The organism is Luteibacter sp. CQ10 (assembly GCF_040900725.1).
In the GTDB taxonomy this organism is placed as follows: Bacteria; Pseudomonadota; Gammaproteobacteria; order Xanthomonadales; family Rhodanobacteraceae; genus Luteibacter.
Genome location: NZ_JAEUYM010000001.1, coordinates 492,759 through 512,630 on the forward strand (window position 1 = coordinate 492,759; position 19,872 = coordinate 512,630).

Here is a 19,872-nt window from a genome sequence, read left to right on the forward strand (position 1 = left end):
TCACCCGGTGGTGGATTCGTCGGCGGCCGATTCGACGACCACCGAGCCCTGTGGATCGACGCCGAGCAGCCACGTCTGGCGTAGTGCGCCCGCGAGACGTGTTTCCGCCACCATGCCGCCGCGGGTGCGGACGTACCGACGGCTCTCGTCGCTGGACGCCTCGAACGCGACCGCGCCGTCGTCGCGATAGCGGAACGTGGTCTTGCCGCCCGTTCTCACCTGGTTGACGCGGCCGTCCGGTCCGTGGACATAGCGGATGACCTGGCCGTCGGCGAGCGTCACCGACGACAGGCGTCCCGCGCCGTCCCATTCCAGTACGCGCCCCTGCCCGTCGTCGCGAAGATTGCCGTTGTCGTCATAGGTCAGGACGAGTGCCTTTCCATGGCCGGGGTAGCCCTCCCGACTGTTTTTCACTCCTATCAGCCGATCATGATCGACCGGGTCGTAGACGTAGTCGGTCACGTTCGGATCGCCCGTGCGGAGCGTCGTCTCGACCTTCAGGATGTTGTCGATGCAGTCGTGCTCGAACGTCTGCCGCGTATAGGCCGCGCCCATCTCATCGCGGGGAAATTCATCGTCGCGGGTCGCCTCGATGTCGTGGGCGACGAGCCGGCCACGCGCGTCGTAGGCCATCGTTTCGACGCGCAACAGTTCGCTGGTGGCCCGGCTTTCATCGAACCAGGTTTTGCGTTCGACCTTGTCGTCCTTTCGCCAGGACAACACGAGCCTGCGTCGATAGCGGTCGTCGCCTTCGGCATGTGCCCACGCGTGCGCGGCGACGCGGCCGTGTTCGTCGTATTCGCGATGTTCGACCAGGGTGCGGTCGTCCCCGCAAACCGTGGTGCGCCGGATAAGGCGCGATAGGGCGTCATAGGCCAGCGTGACCTCGATGCCGTCGTCGTCGGCGAAGGAGGCGAGCCGTCCCTTGTCGTCGTACCGGTGCACACGGCGGACACCGTCCACGCCGACCTTGTCCAGTTCACGGCCACCGGGAGTCACCGCCACCTCGCTGGAACGAGGCACGTCACCGTCGATGGAGAGATCCTGCCGCGTCATCCGTCCCAGGTAATCGGTATGGATGTCCATGCTGTGGCCCGGAGAGCTCACGTTGGACGGCAGACCGACCCTTCTGTCGTAGCTCGCCGCGGTCAGTGAGGCCGCCTTGTCGCCGCGTGCGTCCACCAGCGTGGCCGAGAGCAGCACGTCCTGCAGGCGCCGGTCGTAGGTCATCTCGATGCGCTGCCCGTTCGGCATGGATCGAGCGCTGGCGGTGAGCTGGCTGGGGCGTTCGTATTCCTGCGTCGTGACCAGGCTGCCGGCCTTTTCCTGCCGAAGCCGGCCCAGGCCGTCCCACTGGCGCGTGCCAAGCAGGCGCTCGCTGCCGCCCTTCGGCGTGACCGAGAGGCTGGCGACGAGTTCGCCTTCGTGGCCTGGTGCGTAGCTGCGGACGATCATCGTCTCGTCGGGCAGGTACGTGGTCACGAGACGGTCGTAGTCGTCCCAGGTCTGCCGCGTCGTCTGGCCGAGCGCATCGGCCATGCGCACGCATCGGCCCAGGCCGTCGTAGCTCCACTGCATGCAGGACGATTCGAGCCTGTCGCCGTCCGTGGTCCACGTTCCCCGGCGGGTGGCGCGCTTGCGCTCCGCGGCGTCGGTGTCGGTGGCGTTCCATCCGGTCTTGCGTTCGTTTCCTCCGTCGTCGTAGACCTGCCACTGGACGATCCGGGTCAGCACCTCGGCATCCGGTGAGGCCGGGTCTCTCACCAGTTCGGTCACGCCCCGTGTTTCGCTTCCATCCGGTGCGACGAGCCGTGAGCACTCCCCCCAATCGTCGTATTCGTAGCGCGTGGTCAGTTCCAGGAGCCGTCCGCCGCCGAGGTCGTCGCGGCGAACCTCCCTCACGACGCGCCCGAAGAGGTCGTATTCGGCCTCTTCGGTGGACAGGAGGCTTCCGTCCGCCAAGGGCTCTTCCTGGCGCACGCGATGCCCCTGTTCGTCCATCCAGGTGCGGTGCTTCAGGCCGGTGATGCCGGTTCGCTGCACCCAGCGTTCGGTTGCCAGAAGCAGGTAGTCCCAGCGTGTTTCCACGCGATACTCGGGTGCGTCGGGCGAGCCGATTTCCCTGGCGATGCGTCCCAGCAGATCATAGGCGTACTCGGTGCGGTTGCCTGCGATATCGGTCGTCTCGCGGGTGAGGCTGCTGATGAGATGCACGGTCTCGCTCGACATGTTTTCGATGCCGTCGTACGTCGAGTGGCGAGTGACCGTGGTCAGGGTGTTTGTCGCCCGGTCGATGGCGTAATCGTAGTCGCGGGTCTCGGTCTTGCCGTCCTGGGTGCGGCTCGCCTCGAGCAGGCTGCCGTGGAAGGGTCCCCTGTCTTCCAGGAAGGTCTGGGAGGTCCGATGCAACTCGCGTTGCCCGGTGTCGTCCTGCGCACGGACGGTCTCGCCACAGACCTGCACGAAATGGGTGCGGTCCGCGTTTTCCACGGCCAGGTCGAGCGCCTTGTATCGATAAAGGGTGGTGCGGATCGGACCTCCGCCAGGGCCGGGTTCCACCGTGCGGTACTTGAGACGCCTTACCAGGTGCATGGGGTCCGGTGGGCAAAGCACGATGCCGTCCTCGGTCTCGCCCTCCGCCGGGTAGTATCCCGACCGCTCGGTGATCCCGGTCGAGCTGTCGTGGCGCGACAGGATGTTGCCCATGTCGTCATACGCGTTCTCGACGTAGGTGACCTGCACCGCGCGTGCCGCGTCGGGCACGCTCTGGTCGTAGCGGGTCGTGGTCACCCTGCGGGGAAGCTGGAAGTTGGCGGGCTGCTGCTCGAAGGGCACGCCCTCGTCGCCGTACAGGGTGTCGACTTGCGCGACGACGCTACCCCGGACGGTCTTCTCGCGCGTCATCAGGTGGAACTGGTTGTAAGTCCGTTCGATGGTGAGTCGTTTCGTCGTCGCGTCGTGCAGGGTCTCGATCGAACCGTAGGCGAACGATCCCTGGCCGATCAGGTGCAGCAGCTGATCGCTCCGGTTCTCCCAATGCTGCACGACGGGATAGCCGTAGAAATTGTTCTGGTTGAACGCATCGTAGGAATACGTACTTTCATCGACGAGCGCCGAGGACGCCAGACGCCGTCGGATGCGTCTGCTGACGGCGGGCATCTCCGAGCGTGGCGCACCGGCCGGAAGCCGTAGCGCACGCATGTCGTAGAACACTTCTTCATGCATGCCGTCGGGAGTGATGACCGACGTCAGGAGCACCATGTCACCTTCGGCCGTCTCGTAGTCGAACCGCCATTGGACTTCGTCGTCGGCCGCTCCCGAGGCTTCCGAAGGCGATAGCCCCAGCGCGTCCTGCAACGCCTGGATATTCGCTGCCTTCAGCGTCGGAAGGGTGATCCGTTCGAGCCGCTCGCCCAGCAAGGTGAAGACGACCGACAACGGCGCTTCCTGGTGCGAGTAAATGTCGAGCCGTGGGCCGCCCGGATGGGCGTGGTCGATCGCCAGGAGCTTGGCGCCCTCGGCATCCTCGACCCCGCTGAGGCACACTCCGCCCGCCGGGGTGACCGACCACGTCAGCTGGAGCGCGTCGCCGTTGGCCTGGACGATGCGTTCGGTGCGAAGCACGCTGCCGATGCCGAGCGGGACCGAAAGGTATTCCAGGATGCCGGTGGCGTGTTCGACCAAGGCGCGCGGTGGCGCGACGGAAATCATCGTCAGCCTGCAGCTTTCGAGCTTGCGGTCGGGAAACCATGCCAGGGCGCCCTCCTGGAGATTCTCCACCTTGTGGGTATCGCCGGTCGCGAGGCTCAGCATGCCCCCGGCCGGATCCAGTTCCGTCACGCTAAGGCGCCATCCCTTTCCGAAACCGTCGTCGACCGTTTCCACGGGGCTGTAGCCGAGTCGAAATCCGAAATCCGGGCCGCGCAACGCGTTTCCCGTGCCGGTGCTCAGGTCGACGGACGCCGTATACATGCCCGTGCGGGGATCCACGCCGGCGCGGATATGGCTATAGAACTGGAAAGCGGTGGAATACATGTCACCGCTTTCGAGCGTGTTTCGTTGCTCTGTCATGGGAAGGCTTCCGTGCCGTTGTCGTGTGTCTCAGCTGATCGTCAGTTCGTCCCTGGCGCCCTGGACGAAGCCGATCCGGCAGCTCTGGCGGTTGCCTGCCGCGTCGATCGCATCGACCTGCATCGGCCCCGCCGGCGGGTCGATCTGCCCCTCGCGGGGAATGTCGTTCCTCCCGCAGAGGATGATGGTGGCTTCGGTGACCGGCGCCGCGGGGGTCGGCCTGGGTTGCGCGCCGGCCGGCACGGACGGGTTCCACCGGTAATCGCGATCGCCGGGGCTAGCGTAACCCGTGAGGCACGGGCTGTTGCCGGTGTTCATCTACCAATGGATCATGCCCGCCGGCGTACAGGTGATTTTCCGGATACCGATAGGGCGGCCCAGGTGGAAGATCGACAGCGACAGGGGCTGGTTGTAGATCGGCAAGACCGGCGGGCGGCCGCTCAGCTCGAACGACGACGGCGGGTATATCGGCGGATGCGACGCGGTGACTGCCTGGGGGCCGAGGTCCATGTGCTGCAGATACTGCTCCGTGCCGTCCGCCAGGAGGCAGTGCCCCGTCGAGCGGTAGAGCGAACCGTTGTCGCCTTCGATGGAGAATCCGAACATGCGGCGTAACCCGGCTTCGCCGGCGCCGGCGGAAACGTAGACCTCGAAGATGTCGCCGGCCGCCGGATCGACCGGCCCGGCGTCGCCATCACGGGCCACCTGGAACTCATATCCACGGTAATCGGTCTGCGCGGCCCAGCCCGCGTGATCTTCGTCGCTCGTCCACGGGAAGGTCGTGTCCTGGTCGTCATAGCGGATCAGGCGAAGGCTGGCTTTTTCGCTGGCGGTCAGCGATACGGGGACGTTGTTGCGCTTGGCCTGGATGGTGATGAGAATCCGCGCCTGCTGCCTGCCGTTGGCATAGACCTGCGCGTGTTCCACGCGCATGGTCGCGCTGGTGATCATCCATTCGTCGACACGGGGTTCGCTTCGTGCCCGGGTCAGCGTCAATTCGTTGGCCTTGTTGCCGTTGAAACCCAGCCTGAGCGGATGATCGTTGCCGTAGGCATCCACGATGTTGATCTCGGTGAAACGGACTTCAGGCGTTTCAAACTGCGTACTCGTCTTGAAGCGCGCGGCGAGGTTGCCCACCAGCAAGCCGACGATGGCCTGGGTGGAACCGGCATTCTGGATGCTGCCGACGCAGTTGGCGAACATTTGCGTCGGGGTCATCAGGACCCTCTCTTCCTGCGTCGAACCGTCGGCGCCGCTCCGGCAGGTGCCCCCCGTCGGTTCGTGTCCCAGGGCGCGCATGACGATACGGTCGATGGACTCGATGGCCTGGGAGGCCAGTCCGAGTGCATTCGTTTCGCCGTTCGATGCCGGCCCGGTGCCGCTCCTTCCGGTGATGTCGACATAGGCCAGCGGCCCGGCGAACCTGTCGGGCATGCGTGCCCCCGGTTGGGCGTAATAGGTGACCCCCCACTTCCATGTATCGAGCAGGTAGCCGTATTGGTAGATCGACGGCACGTCGCCGCCCGAGGACGAGGCCTTGATCGACTTCAGGGATGCGGTTCGCCCATTGATTCTCACCGTCAAGCGATGCTCGATGGCACGGTAGGAATAGCTGCTGTTGCCGACGGGATAGGGAAACAGGCCGGACCCGCCGTTCTCACCGTACTCCACCTGCATGCTTTGGATGGAAACCGGCCTGACCTGGACGGCGGAGTGGAACTGCCCCGCGCCATCCCCGTCGGGCTTGTTGAACTCGATATGCGTGTTGTTGGTTCGTGCGGGTGGGGCACCGTTCGGATAGGTGATCTGCGCACCGATCATGGTCGTGCTCGTCGACCGGGTGGACAGGAAGAACTCGACCGACTGCACCTGGATCTGGCCATCGCGGACGGCATGCGCATGGCTTCGGTTCTCGTCGACATGGGTGTCGGCCGATCCCGAAAGCATGTTCTCGTCCCATTCGTACTCGTTCTTCACCCGCGTCGATACCCACATGGCGCCGGGCGTGCTTTCGATCGGCTGGCCACCCTGGTACTGGATCAACCGCACATGCTGGCTGATCTCCGCATCGCTCAGGGTCACGGGGTTGCCGTTCGCATCGTTGGCGGTGAATGACACGACGATCCTGCATTGCTGTCGGCCATTGGCGAAGACGCGCAATTCCTCCGGACTCATTCCGGCAAACAGTTTGTATACCTGGAAATACGTCACCTGTGCCCAGGTGGCATGTGGCTCCGCAAAGCCGTTGCTCGCTGCCGGTTGGTGCGTGCTCATCGGGTGCTTCCTTCCTTGATCGTTGTGATGGAAAAGTCCGTTTTCACTTCATCCGCGTCGCGTGATGCCGACCGGCGTCATTGCCGGCGCACACCGGGTACATCGATGATCATGCAGGACACCTTGCCCTCGACCTGGCCGTCACCGCCGTAGCCAATCCTGTTGTGAAACCTCATCTGGTAGACGATATCGCCATCCCCGCCATCGCTGTCATCGTCGTCGTAGTCGAAGCCATGCGTCCAGGCGTGGGGAATCTGCTTCAGGACCTTGATCTGGACCCAATCGTCCGTTGTGCCGCACTTCGGGTCGTCGAACAGTTCGATGGTCGTGCCGGCCGGTACGTATCTCATGTCGATGGATTTTGCGTCGTCGTTCTTGCACCCGCCGTCGTGGTCCTGGAATCTGAACGTTTGGAAAAAAGGCTGCGTGTTCAGGTTTATCGTGCATGTCGCGCCTTGGGTGCCATGCCCGCTGGGGCTGCCACCGTAATTCGAGTACAGGGCTATCGTGTAATAGGCATTCGGCGCGATGTCCCGTTTCGGGGGAGCCGTGCAGGCTGCCAGGATGGCCAACGTCGCACACAGGAACATGGGGCGATCGATCCGTGTCATGTCGTTCTCCAGTTCGCGGGGGGTTCGGCGGCAGGCGAAGGGTGTTCCGGCCGCGTGCGCCGTCGGGACGACGCGGGGAATGGATAGGCGGGCGCGGAGACGTCGAGGTCGTCTTTCAGCGGCGTCGGCCGCGACGGCATGCCGGGTTCGCGAATGGCACCTTGTGCGGACCGCGTGACCACGGGATGCGGCGAAAGGCCAGGGTCATCCCTGGATGCCGGCTCCCGGTCAACCCGTGGGCCTTTCCCGGCGGAACGCGGGCTTGCCCGCGGCAGCAACGACGTGGACATCGTCATGGGCTTCCTCCCTGAAGCGGAGTCCAACATAGGCCCAAGCCAGCCCTGCGGTCCAGCGTCATCGATAGGACGATTCGGAAACCAAACGCCGGATATCCTGATCTCCGGGCAGAGGGCTCCCGGTGCCGTTTTCGTGACCGCGCCGCCGCGTTTCGGTATCCTTGGCCGGTTCGCCGCCGTAGCTCAGCTGGATAGAGCGGTCGCCTCCTAAGCGACAGGTCGTGGGTTCGAATCCCGCCGGTGGCACCATCCCTGAGAACACCGGAGAGCCCATGCCCCGTTCGTTCGATGCCATCATCGTCGGGGCCGGGCAAGCCGGCCCGGCCCTCGCCAACCGACTCACCGCTGCCGGCCGTACGGTCGCCATCGTGGAACGCCATCTCGTCGGCGGCACCTGCGTCAATACCGGCTGCAAGCCCACCAAGACCCTCGTCGCCAGCGCCTATGCCGCCCACCTGGCGCGACGTGGCACCGACTTCGGCGTGCTCGCGGGTCCGGTAGGCATCGACATGCCCACCGTGGCGGCACGTGCGCGCAAGGTGATCCTCGATTCGCGCAAGGGAAACGAGGATTGGCTGGCGGGCATGCCGGGACTGGAACTGATTCGCGGCCACGCGCGCTTCGCCGGGCCCCGCGACGCCCAGGGGCGATACACGCTCGAGGTGAACGGCGAATCGATCACGGCCGGGCAAGTGTTCCTCAACGTCGGCGGTCGTGCGCACGTACCGGATTTCCCGGGTATCGAGGCCGTGGATTACCTCACCAACAGCACCATCATCCCGCTGGAAACCGTGCCCGAACACCTCGTGGTGGTGGGCGGCAGTTACATCGGGCTGGAATTCGCGCAGATGTATCGCCGCTTCGGTGCGAAAGTGACCGTGGTGGAGCAGGGCCCGTCGCTGATCGGCCGCGAGGACGAAGACGTCAGCCGCGAGGTGCGCGACATCCTCGAAGCCGAAGGCATCGACGTGCGTACCAACGCCTGCTGCATCCGCTTGGCTCCCCACGCGCAGGGCGTGGCGGTAGGCGTCGACTGCACCGAGGGCAGCCCCGAGGTGATCGGATCTCACGTGCTGCTCGCGGTGGGGCGCCGCCCCAACACGGACGACCTCGGGCTCGACGTCGCCGGGATCGAGGTCGACGGCAAGGGCTACATCAAGGTCGACGATCATCTGCGAACCAGCGCCGAGGGCGTCTGGGCGATGGGCGATTGCAACGGTCGGGGAGCCTTCACGCACACGGCGTGGAACGACTACGAGATCGTTGCCGCCAATCTTCTCGACGGCGCCGACCGCAAGGTGAGCGAGCGTATCCTGGGTTACGCGCTTTACGTCGATCCGCCGCTGGGGCGCGTCGGCATGACCGAAGCGCAGGCACGCGCCAGCGGACGACCGCTGCTCGTGTCCAAACGTCCGATGAGCCGGGTGGGACGGGCGGTGGAAAAGGGCGAAACGCGGGGTTTCATGAAGATCGTGGCCGATGCCGAAAGTCGCCGCATCCTCGGCGCGGCCATCCTGGGCATGTCGGGCGACGAGGCCGTGCACGGTATCCTGGACATGATGAACGCCGACGCGTCGATCGACACGCTGCAGTGGGCGGTGCCGATCCATCCCACGGTGTCGGAGCTGATTCCCACCGTGGTGGGCGACCTCAAACCGGCATGAAACGCCCCTCGTGCCGACGTGCGCCGACGGCGGGCGGGCGGAGAGGGGCGGGCCGCCGGGTCGGGCGTCAGGTCTCGCGGATCACCATCAGGCGCACGTCCGTCATGTCCTCGATGGCATAGCGAACGCCCTCGCGTCCCAGGCCGGACGACTTGGCACCGCCATAGGGCATGTTGTCGACGCGGAAGCTGGGCACGTCGTTGACGATCACGCCACCTTGTTCCAGTTCGTCCCATGCACGCATGGCATGGCGCAGGTTGTCGGTGAAGACGCCGGCCTGCAGACCGAACTCCGAATCGTTGACCATGGCGAGCGCGTCGTCGAGGGTCATGAAGCGCTCGAGCAACGCCACCGGGCCGAAGGCTTCCATGCGCTGCAACTTCGCATCGCGCGGCACCTGCTCGAGCAAGGTGGGTTCGAGCATCGCGCCCTTGCGCGCACCGCCGCAAAGTATCTTCGCGCCGGCCCGCTTCGCTTCGCCGATCCAGCCTGCCAGTCGTTCGGCGGCGGCTTCGTCGATCATCGGCCCGAGGAACGTGCTCTTCTTCTTCGGATCACCGGCCTTGATGGCTTTCACCCGGGCGACGAGCCGGCGGCGCAGGTCGTCGTAGATATCGTCGTGCACGAGGATACGCTGCACGCTGATGCAGCTCTGTCCGGATTGGTAGAAGGCGCCGAACACCAGCCGGTCGACCACGGCATCCAGCCGCAGCGCCTGGTCGCCATCGACGATGCAGGCGGCATTGCCACCCAATTCCAGCGTCACTTTCTTGTGGCCGGCCTTCGCTTTCAGATCCCATCCGACCAGGCCGCCGGTGAAGGAAAGCATCTTCAGCCGCGGGTCGGTCACCAGGGGTTCGGCATCGCGTCCCACCATGGGCAGGATCGAGAAGGCGCCCTTGGGCAGGTCGGTTTCGGCGAGCACTTCGCCGATGATGAGTGCGCCCAAGGGCGTCCGCTCGGCGGGCTTGAGCACGAAGGGACATCCCGCGGCGATGGCGGGAGCCACCTTGTGCGCCACGAGGTTGAGCGGAAAGTTGAACGGCGTGATGAACGCGACGGGCCCGATGGGTACGCGGCGCGTGTAGCCGTGGTATCCCGCGCTGCGTTCGGAGATCTCCAGGTTGATCGTTTCGCCGTTGATGCGGACGGCTTCTTCCGCGGCGATCTTGAACGTCTCGATGAGGCGGGTGACCTCGCCGGCGGAGTCCTTGATGGGTTTGCCGGCTTCCACGCACAAGGCATGGGCCAATTCGTCCCGCCGCGCGCGAAAGCGCTCCACGCAGTGTTCCAGCACGGCTTGACGTTGATAGGGCTTGAAGCGGCGCATGGCCTCGGAAGCCCGGTGCGCGGCCTCGATGGCATCTTCCAGCGCCGAAGCATCCGGCAAGGCCACGCGCGTTGCCACCTCGCCGGTGTACTTGTCGATGACATCGAGTTTCGCCTTGCCTTTGACCGCGGCATTGGCGAGATAGTAGGGGTAGCTTTTCCGGAGCATGGCGGGGCTCGTTGGCGGCGACCCGGCCATGATCCGGCCTGGCGCGTTCAGGTGTCGTGAGGTGTCGCTCAGCCGTCGCGGCTCAGCCTCATCTCGCCTTCGCCGAGCATGACGCGAACGCGCTCGCCGATGGCGATGTCGTCCGCGCGTCGTACCACCGCGTCGCGCTCGTCGAAGACGATGGCGTAGCCACGCTCGAGGGTGGCCAGCGGGCTGACCGCATGCAACGTGCGCCCCTGTTGCGCCAGGCTGGCGCGGTGGCGTTCCAGCATGCGCTCGATGGCACGCTCCAGTCGCTGGCGCAACTCGCCGTTGCGGCGACGGGCGGGTTCGAGCCGCAAGCGTGGATGACGGGCCGCCAGCCGTGTTTCGAGGCGATCCAGTCGCGCGCGGCGCAGGGCGTTCGATTGGCTCGTAACGGCCAGCAGACGACGACGCAGGGTTTCCAGCCGCTGCGCGTCGCGAGCGAGGCGAGCCTGCGGACGCTGGGCGTTCAGCCGGGCTTGCCAGTGGTCCGCACGTTGTGACGCGGCCTGCAGGCGGCGGGACATCAGCGTGGCGAGGCGCTGGCGCAGGCGTCGCAGCTGCCGGTCGAGATCGGCACCGTCGGGTACCAGCAATTCGGCGGCGGCCGAGGGCGTGGCGGCACGCAGGTCGGCGACGAAGTCGGCGATGGTGAAATCCACCTCGTGACCCACCGCCGACACCACGGGCACGTTGCTGGCGTGGATCGCCCGCGCCACGGCTTCGTCGTTGAAGGCCCAGAGGTCTTCGAGCGAACCGCCGCCGCGGGTGACGAGCAGCACGTCGTAGCGGTCGCTGGCGGAAGCGCGGCGGAGCATCGCCGCGATGGCCGGAGGTGCTTCACGGCCCTGCACCGGCACCGGCAGTACCTCGACGTCGGCGAGCGGGCAACGGCGGCCCAGCACGCTCAGCACGTCGCGGATGGCGGCGCCGGAAGGCGAGGTGATGACGCCGATGCGCTTGGGAAACGCCGGCAGGGAGCGTTTGCGTTCGGCATCGAACAGGCCCTCGGCGCCGAGTCGCGCCTTGAGTTGTTCGAACTCGCGTTGCAGCGCGCCTTCGCCCGCGGGCTCCATGTGCTCGGCCACGAGCTGGAATTCGCCGCGCGCTTCGTACAGGCCCACCTTGGCCCGCATCAGCACGTGCATGCCGTCGGCCGGGCGAAAGCGCAGGCGCATGGCGTTCATGCGGAACATGGCGCAGCGCACCTGGGCATTCGCGTCTTTCAGGGTGAAATACACGTGGCCGGACGCGGGGCGCGCGACGTTCGACAATTCGCCTTCGATCCACACGCCCATGGGCAGGGCGTCTTCCAGCAGGTCGCGCACCAGCCGGTTCAGGCCGGACGGCGTGAAGACGTGGGGCGTATTGTCGGCGAAGTCGGACATGGACCGGCGAGGTTAGCATGGTCAGTGACTTAGCCGTAACTCCTCAGCCCGACGCAAGGTTTTTCGCCGATACGATCGGCTCCCACCCCTTCGGTAGTCGAGCGTCAGCCGACGGGATGGCTCCCTTCCATTGTGAGCGTCCTACCGAAGGGGTGGGAGCCGATCGCATCGGCGAATCGAGGCGAAGCGAGTCACATCCGGAACACACCGAACCTGCCTTGCTCGATCGGTGCGTTCAACGACGCCGAAATCGCCAGTCCCAGCACGCGCCGGGTGTCGGCCGGGTCGATGATGCCGTCGTCCCACAGGCGGGCGCTGGCGTAGTAGGGATGGCCCTGGCGCTCGTACTGGTCCCTCACCGGCGCCTTGAAGGCTTCCTCGTCCTCGGCGCTCCAGCTGCCGCCACCCGCCTCGATACCGTCGCGGCGCACGGTGGCGAGCACGGAAGCGGCCTGCTCGCCGCCCATCACGCTGATGCGCGCGTTGGGCCACATCCACAGGAACCGGGCGCCGTAGGCGCGGCCGCACATGGCGTAATTGCCCGCGCCGAAACTGCCGCCGATCACCACGGTGAATTTCGGCACGTGCGAGCAGGCCACGGCGGTGACCATCTTCGCGCCGTCTTTCGCGATACCGGCGTTCTCGTACTTGCGGCCCACCATGAAGCCGGTGATGTTCTGCAGGAACACCAGCGGCACGTTGCGCTGGTTGCACAGTTCGATGAAGTGCGCGCCCTTTTGCGCCGATTCACCGAACAGGATGCCGTTGTTGGCGACGATGCCCACCGGGTAGCCATGGATGTGGGCGAAGCCGGTGACCAGCGTCTTGCCGTAGCGCGCCTTGAACTCGTGGAATTCCGAATCGTCGACGATGCGCGCGATCACCTCGTGGATGTCGAACGGGCGGCGCGTGTCCTCGGGAATCACGCCGTAGAGCTCGTCTGCCGCGAAGCGCGGCTCCAGCGGCGCACGGACGGCGAGCGGCACCTTCTTCACCCGGTTGAGCGAACCGACGATGTCGCGCGCGATGGCGAGCGCATGGGCATCGTTTTCGGCGAAGTGGTCGGCCACGCCCGATACGGACGTGTGCACGTCGGCGCCGCCGAGCGCCTCGGCATCCACCACTTCGCCGGTGGCCGCCTTCACCAGCGGCGGGCCGCCGAGGAAAATGGTGCCTTGTTCGCGCACGATGATGGTCTCGTCGCTCATCGCGGGCACGTAGGCACCGCCGGCGGTGCACGAGCCCATCACCACCGCGATCTGCGCGATGCCCTGCGCGCTCATGCGCGCCTGGTTGTAGAAGATGCGGCCGAAGTGCTCGCGGTCGGGGAATACCTCGTCCTGCAGCGGCAGGAAGGCGCCGCCGGAATCGACGAGGTAGATGCACGGCAGGCGATTCTCCATCGCCACTTCCTGCGCGCGAAGGTGCTTCTTCACCGTCATCGGGAAATACGTGCCACCCTTGACGGTGGCGTCGTTGGCGAGCACCACCACTTCCTGGCCCATGACGCGGCCGATGCCGGCGATCACGCCCGCGGCGGGCGCTGCATCGTCGTACATGCCGTGCGCGGCGAGCGGCGCGATTTCGAGAAAGGGCGAGCCAGGATCGAGCAGGGCGCGGATGCGCTCGCGCGGCAGCAGCTTGCCGCGCGCGACGTGCTTTTCGCGCGCCTTGGCGCCGCCACCCTCGGCGGTGCGTTTCAACGTGTCGCGCAGGTCGTCGGTGAGCGCGCGAAGGCGCAGGCTCGCGGCCTGGAAGTCGGTCGAGCGGGTGTCGATCTGCGAGGTGAGGATGGGCATGGGGGATTTCGTGGTCGGACGAAACCACCATGATAGCGATGTGGGAGACGGGGCAAACGCTGCGTTGCGGCAGGCGGTCGCCATGGCCTCGGTTTTCGTGCAGCCAAACCCTTTCAAAAAAAACGGCCGCCCGAAGGCGGCCGTCCTGACATCGAAGCAACCCGTGAGGATTACTTCTTGCTGTCGTCCTTCGCGCTGTCGGCGTTGGAAGCGGCGTCCTTCGCCTGGTCGGCCGACTTGTCGGCCTGGTCCGCGGCGTTGGCAGCGGCGTCCTTGGCGGCATCCGAAGCGCCACCGGCGGTCGAGGCCGAAGCGGCGCTCTGGGCCTGGGCGGCGGCATCCTTGGCCTGGTCGGCCGACTGCTGAGCCTGGTCGGCGGCCTGCGAGGTCGCGGCGTTCTGCGACTGGTCGGCGGCCTGCTGGGCCTTGTCGGCCTGCTGCTGGGCGTCGGAGGCCGACTTCTGGGCGTCCTGCGCGGAATCCTGCGCGCCGTTGCTGCAAGCGGCCAGGAGCGCGACGAGCGCAGAGGCGAGAAGGGTACGCGTCAAATTCATGGTGTTTCTCCTTAACCGTGGAATGCCGTTGGGCGGGCGTATTAATAGCTCACTTGCCTGGGAGTGGCTACCGAAGCGCCGTGGGCGCTTCAGGACTCGTTAAAGGCCATCCACACCGCGTGAGCGTTTCATGCACCCGCCGTCGTTTTCGACTCCGGTTTCACACCAATTCAATGGCGATCGCCGTTGCCTCGCCGCCACCGATGCACAGCGTGGCGACACCACGTTTTGCCCCACGGGCCGTCAACGCATTGAGAAGAGTGACCACGATGCGCGCGCCGCTGGCCCCGATCGGATGACCCAGGGCGGTGGCGCCGCCGTGCACGTTGACCTTGTCATGCGGCAACCCGAGCTCGCGCATGGCCGCCATCGGCACCACGGCGAACGCTTCGTTGATTTCCACCAGATCGAGGTCGTCGACCGTCCAGCCGGCCTTGTCGAGCACCTTCTGGATGGCGCCGACCGGCGCCGTGGTGAACCATTCCGGCTCCTGCGAATGCGTGGCGTGGGCCACGATGCGCGCGAGCGGGGTGACGCCACGGGCCTTGGCGTCGTCGGCCGAGAGCAGCACCAGCGCCGCCGCGCCGTCGGAGATGCTCGATGAGCTGGCGGCGGTGATCGTGCCGTTTTCCTTGCGGAACGCGGCGCGCAGGGTGGGGATCTTGGCCACGTCGGAACGGCCCGGCTGTTCGTCTTCGGCGAACGCCTGCGGACCCTTGCGGCCCTGCACGGTGACGGGGACGATTTCGTTCGCGAACGCGCCCGAGGCCTGCGCCGCCTTCGCGCGCTCCACCGAGGCGATGGCGAAGGCATCCTGCTCTTCGCGGCTGAAATGGTACTTGTCGGCGCACTGCTCGCCGAAAACGCCCATGGCCTTGCCGTCGTACGGGTTGGTGAGGCCGTCCCAGGCCATGTGGTCGACCAGCTGGCCGTCGCCGTAGCGAATGCCGGTGCGGGCGTTGACCATGTGCGGCGCGTTGGTCATCGACTCCATGCCGCCGGCCACCACGATGCTGGCCGAGCCGGCCTTGATGAGATCGTGGCCGAGCATCAGGGCCTTCATGCCCGAGCCGCAGACCTTGTTGACGGTGGTGCAGCCGACGGCCACGGGCAGGCCGGCCTTGATCGAGGCCTGGCGGGCCGGGGCCTGGCCGAGGTTGGCGGGCAGCACGCAGCCCATGATCACTTCGCTGACGTCGGCCGGGGCGATGCCGGACTGCTCCAGCGCCGCCTTGATGGCGACCGAGCCCAGTTCCGGTGTGGGAACGCCGGTGAACTGGCCGAGGAAGGAACCGATGGCGGTGCGCTTGGCACCCGCGATGACGATGTCGGACATGGGGACTCCGTGAGACTCGCAAGGCCGCCCGAAAAAGGCGGAAAACCCGTCGAGTATCGCAGTCGCCCCCGTGGAGGGGCAATCTGCGGCGCCGCAAACCGCCGATTCATACGCATCGGGGCGCAAAAGGTTGTGGCAACATCGACGGCACGCGACCCGGGAGGTGGGTCGCGCGGCGATCGACTTCAAGGCAGGGGGAGTTCATGAACCGTATCAAGCCGTTGCGGCACCCGTTGGCGCTGGCCGTCTGCATGAGCCTTGGCCTGACCGCCTGCGGCGGTGGAGGCGGCAGCCGTACCACGCGCATCGACACGCCCCCGCCCACCGCGCCGACCTCGCCGCAGAATCCGCCGCCTACCAACCCCTCCACTCCGACGACCCCCGATCCGCCGCCGGCCACGCCGCAGCCGCCGGTCGACGTCCAGTTGACCGCCACGGGCGCCGACGTCGCGCACGCGGCGGGTGCGGTCGGTGCGGGCGCGACCATCGCCATCGTGGATACGGGCATCAATACCGACAATCCCACGGTGGCGGGACGGGTGAAGAAGAGCCTGATCTTCGTGGATTCGTCGACCAACAACACGAGCGTGGGCGACGTGGTGGGCCACGGCACCGTGGTGGCGGAGGTGGCGGCAGGCACGCCGCTCGGCTATTTCGCCGGCGGCATCGCGCCGGGCGCGTCCCTCGTCAGCGCACGCATCATTGCCGACAAGGCACCCACCGACGACGGCAGCGGACAGGGCAACAAGGTCACGTCCGCCGAACCGCTGGACCAGATCAATGCCCAGGTGATCGCGCAGGGCGCCCGCATCGTCAACAACTCGTGGGAAGGCCTGTACTGGGATGCGGCCGATACCGCGGTGACCGCGAGCTTCGCCAACGCGTACGCGGCGGCCGGCAAGGGCACGCTGTTCGTCTTCGCCGCGGGCAACGACGGCCGGGCCGATCCTTCCGACGTGGGCGCGTTGCCGTCCCGTGCGCCGCAGCTGGAACCCGGCTGGATCGTCGCGGTGGCGCTGGACAGCAACGACACGAACAAACTCGCTTCGTATTCGGACAAGTGCGGCGTTGCCAGGAATTACTGCATCGCCGCGCCGGGCGCCGTCGTCGCGCTCGCCGCGAATGCCACCGCGTCGTCGCCGTCGTACCAGATCTGGTCGGGCACGTCGTTCGCCGCGCCCCAGGTGAGCGGCGCGGCCGCCGTGGTCGCCGGCGTGTTTCCCACGCTCGACATGGCGGCGGTGCGACAGATCGTCCTCGGCACGGCCGACGACCTGGGCGATCCGGGCATCGACGCCGTGTACGGCAACGGCCGCCTCGACGTGGGCAAGGCCATCCGGGGGCCGGGACGACTGGATTTCGGTGCCCTCCCGGTGAACGTGCAGGGCGCGGACATCACCTTTTCCAACGACATCTCCGGTGCCGGCGGCTTGTCCACCACCGGCGCGGGCAGGCTCGTGCTGACGAGCCAGGCCAACAGCTTCACCGGCGGTAGCGACGTGGGCGGCGGCAGCGCCCTGGAATCCCTGGGCAGGCTGCCCGGCAGCGTGACGGTGGAGACCGGCAGCCTGCTGATCGCCCATGGCGACATCGGCGGCAACGTGATCAACGGCGGCGGCATGCAGACCATGGAAACGTCCACGCATGTCGCGGGCGATTTCAGGCAGACCGCGACCGGCCACCTCGCCCAGCTGCTTGGTGCGCCGTTGATCGTCGCGGGCAGCGCATCGCTGGCGGGCGAGTTTCGCCTCGTCGGCGCCGTCGGCGGCTACACGCCGGCCGTGCACCAGCAGGTGCTGACCGCGGCCTCGGTCAACGGCACGTTCGACACCTTCACGATGGCGAGCAGCATCACGCTCTCGACCACCCTGCAATACGGCGCATCGGAGGTCTGGCTGGATACGTCGCACGTCAGCCTCGCGCAGACCGCGCAATCGTCCATGCGGACGTCCGCTGCCGCGCAGTCGTCGGCGCCGCGCGTCGACGCGGCGTTCGCGCAAATCGATTCGGCGCTGGCGTCGTCGCAGGGCGTGGCCATGGGCACGCTGATGGCGGCGGGTGGCCTCCAGCAGTCACGCGACACGGCGGCGGCGCAGGCCTCGCTCGAATCGCTTTCGGGGCAGCTCTATGCGGCGAGCACGGCGGTCACGCTGGCGGGTATCGAGGCGGGCAACGACGCGCTCATGTCGCATCTGGACCACCACCCTGTCGGCAGCGCGTGGACGCAATCGTTGAATGACCAGGGCGGCCTGGACCGCGGCGGATTCGGCAACGTCGGTTTCAATCTCTCCGGCGGCGTGGCCGGCCGTGACATCCCGGTCGGCAACGACGGCTTCGCGGGCGTCGCCGTGTCGCAGATGAACAGCGTCGGCCAGTTGTCGGGCCACTTCGACCGCCAGCGTACGCGGGGTGCCGAGGGCACGTTCTACGGCGGTGTGCGCGGCGCGAACTGGTACGGCGTGGGTCGCGTGGCCTACGGCAGCTTCCGCGGCGATTCGCGTCGCCTGCTTCGCTTCGGCGACCAGGCGTCGTTCGCCGGCGGGGACATGGACGGGAACTACGACGCCGCGTACGGTGAAGTCGGCTATCGCACGCAGGCCGGTGCGTTTTCGCTCTCGCCGTTCGCCAACGTGCAGTTCGCGAGCATCCGTCGCGACGGCTTCGCCGAAGACGGCGGCGACGGTTTCGGCCTCGCCGCGGGCAATCACACCACGTCGCGCTGGCAGGCGGGCGTGGGCTTACGCGCCTCGGGCGCCTGGCTCACGGCGTACGGCGCGTTCCATCTCGATGCGAAGCTCGGCTGGCAGAATGCGTTCGCGACCCGGGGCGAGGTGTTCGCGGCCCGCTATACGGGCTTTTCGCAGTGGGCACCCGTGGACGGCATCGGTCTCTCCCGGCATGCGGCCACGATGGGGATGAACCTCGGGTGGGACGTGAGCGAACGCATGCAGCTGGCGATGGGCGTCGACCAGCGGTTCGCGGATCGGGATCACTCCCGTTCCGCGACGGCCAGCGTGCGCCTTGCCTGGTAAGCGCCGTATCGGCGCCTCGCGATCACCGATGGCGAGGCGCCGACGACGTCAGGACTTGCCGTGGAACAGCTCGCGGCCGATCAGCATGCGGCGGATTTCGTTCGTGCCCGCGCCGATTTCGTAGAGCTTCGCGTCGCGCAGCAGGCGCCCCGCCGGAAATTCGTTGATGTAACCGTTGCCGCCCAGCGCCTGGATCGCCTCCAGCGCCACCTTTACCGCGTTGCTCGACGCGTTGAGCAGGCAGGCGGCCGGGTCGATGCGCGACTTCACGCCGTTGTCGAACTGCTGGGCCACCATGTAGGCGAAGCCGCGCGAGGACTGCAGTGCGGTGTACATGTCGGCGACCTTGCCCTGCATCAGGCCGAAGGTACCGATGGGCGCGTTGAATTGCTTGCGCTCGCGCACATAGGGCAGGGTGAGGTCGATCGCCGCCTGCATGATGCCGATGGGACCGCCGGAGAGCACGAGGCGTTCGGTGTCGAGCCCGCTCATCAACACGCGAACGCCCTCGTTCACCTCGCCGACGATGTTCCCGGCGGGAATCTCGCAGTTGTCGAACACCAGTTCGCAGGTGTTGGAACCGCGCATGCCGAGCTTGTCGAGCTTCTGCGCGGTGGAAAAACCCTTCATGCCCTTTTCGACGATGAAGGCCGTCATGCAGCGGCTGCCGGCCGCGCGTGGCGCGGTGCGCATGTAGACCAGCAGTACATCGGCGTCGGGACCGTTGGTGATCCACATCTTCGAACCGTTGGCCACCCAGGTGTCGCCGACGAGTTCGGCACGGCAGTTCATCGAACCGACCACGTCGGAACCGGCGCCCGGCTCGCTCATCGCCAGCGCACCCACCCATTCGCCGCTGGCGAGCTTGGGCAGGTAGGTGCGGCGCTGTTCGTCCGAGCCGTTGTGATAGATGTTCTGCACGCACAGGTTCGAGTGCGCACCGTAGGAAAGCCCCACCGACGCGGAGGCGCGGGAGATTTCCTCCATCGCCACCATGTGGGCGAGGAACCCCACCTCCGAGCCGCCGTACTCGCCCGGGATCGTGATGCCGAGCAGGCCCATGTCGCCGAGCTTCGCCCAGAGGTCTTCCGGGAAATGGTTCTCGCGGTCGATGCGGTCGGCGCGCGGCGCGATTTCCTTGTCGGCGAAGGCGTGGACGCTTTCGCGCAGGAGGTCGATGTCGTCGCCGAGGGAGAACGGGCGCATGCGTGCAGACTCCGGACAGGGGGAGAGGAAAGCTGCCCATCGTAGCGCGCGCGGCTCGCCAAGCCACGGCGCGTCGCAACAATCGGCCCATATGCCAGGGCCGGGCCCGACGGCGGTCG

At 66.8% G+C, this 19,872-nt stretch carries 12 protein-coding genes and 1 tRNA gene; 3 read left to right on the forward strand and 10 right to left on the reverse strand.

Features of this window, described 5'->3' with window-relative positions; translation table 11 throughout:
• The 4 genes from JNG39_RS02290 to JNG39_RS02305 form a co-directional block, all read right to left on the reverse strand.
• Complete coding sequence (locus JNG39_RS02290; protein WP_368309428.1) at window positions 1-4,071, reverse strand: hypothetical protein; 4,071 nt, start codon at window positions 4,069-4,071, stop codon at window positions 1-3.
• A gap of 30 nt (window positions 4,072-4,101) precedes the next feature.
• Complete coding sequence (locus tag JNG39_RS02295; RefSeq protein WP_368309431.1) at window positions 4,102-4,389, reverse strand: hypothetical protein; 288 nt, start codon at window positions 4,387-4,389, stop codon at window positions 4,102-4,104.
• Complete coding sequence (locus JNG39_RS02300) at window positions 4,390-6,345, reverse strand: hypothetical protein (protein ID WP_368309433.1); 1,956 nt, start codon at window positions 6,343-6,345, stop codon at window positions 4,390-4,392.
• Window positions 6,346-6,422: 77 nt separating this feature from the next.
• Window positions 6,423-6,956: a hypothetical protein gene (locus tag JNG39_RS02305; protein WP_368309434.1), complete on the reverse strand. Its 534-nt coding sequence runs from the start codon at window positions 6,954-6,956 to the stop codon at window positions 6,423-6,425.
• Window positions 6,957-7,424: 468 nt separating this feature from the next.
• Here JNG39_RS02305 and JNG39_RS02310 point away from each other — a divergent pair.
• Both JNG39_RS02310 and JNG39_RS02315 read left to right on the forward strand, forming a co-directional pair.
• Window positions 7,425-7,501: transfer RNA gene (locus JNG39_RS02310), tRNA-Arg, on the forward strand.
• Window positions 7,502-7,524: 23 nt separating this feature from the next.
• Window positions 7,525-8,916, forward strand: a complete 1,392-nt coding sequence (locus JNG39_RS02315; RefSeq protein WP_368309436.1) for an FAD-containing oxidoreductase — start codon at window positions 7,525-7,527, stop codon at window positions 8,914-8,916.
• 67 nt (window positions 8,917-8,983) lie between these two features.
• On the opposite strand, the gene JNG39_RS02320 is transcribed toward JNG39_RS02315, so the two are convergent.
• The 5 genes from JNG39_RS02320 to JNG39_RS02340 form a co-directional block, all read right to left on the reverse strand.
• Complete coding sequence (locus JNG39_RS02320; RefSeq protein ID WP_368309437.1) at window positions 8,984-10,414, reverse strand: aldehyde dehydrogenase family protein; 1,431 nt, start codon at window positions 10,412-10,414, stop codon at window positions 8,984-8,986.
• 68 nt (window positions 10,415-10,482) lie between these two features.
• The gene (gene xseA / locus JNG39_RS02325; RefSeq protein WP_368309438.1) at window positions 10,483-11,826 is read right to left on the reverse strand and encodes an exodeoxyribonuclease VII large subunit; all 1,344 of its coding nucleotides are present in this window, start codon (window positions 11,824-11,826) and stop codon (window positions 10,483-10,485) included.
• A gap of 191 nt (window positions 11,827-12,017) precedes the next feature.
• Complete coding sequence (locus JNG39_RS02330) at window positions 12,018-13,625, reverse strand: carboxyl transferase domain-containing protein (protein WP_368309439.1); 1,608 nt, start codon at window positions 13,623-13,625, stop codon at window positions 12,018-12,020.
• Window positions 13,626-13,795: 170 nt separating this feature from the next.
• Window positions 13,796-14,179 (reverse strand): hypothetical protein, encoded by a 384-nt coding sequence (locus JNG39_RS02335; protein ID WP_247373985.1) that lies wholly within the window; start codon window positions 14,177-14,179, stop codon window positions 13,796-13,798.
• Between the two features lie 160 nt (window positions 14,180-14,339).
• Window positions 14,340-15,515 carry an acetyl-CoA C-acyltransferase gene (locus JNG39_RS02340; protein WP_368309441.1) on the reverse strand — a complete coding sequence of 392 codons (1,176 nt, stop codon included), beginning with the start codon at window positions 15,513-15,515 and terminating at the stop codon, window positions 14,340-14,342.
• 203 nt (window positions 15,516-15,718) lie between these two features.
• Here JNG39_RS02340 and JNG39_RS02345 point away from each other — a divergent pair, with 203 nt between their 5' ends.
• Window positions 15,719-18,547 (forward strand): S8 family serine peptidase, encoded by a 2,829-nt coding sequence (locus JNG39_RS02345; RefSeq protein WP_368309442.1) that lies wholly within the window; start codon window positions 15,719-15,721, stop codon window positions 18,545-18,547.
• A gap of 48 nt (window positions 18,548-18,595) precedes the next feature.
• Here JNG39_RS02345 and JNG39_RS02350 read toward each other — a convergent pair whose 3' ends face one another.
• Window positions 18,596-19,753, reverse strand: a complete 1,158-nt coding sequence (locus JNG39_RS02350; RefSeq protein ID WP_368309443.1) for an isovaleryl-CoA dehydrogenase — start codon at window positions 19,751-19,753, stop codon at window positions 18,596-18,598.
• Window positions 19,754-19,872 lie beyond the last annotated feature (119 nt).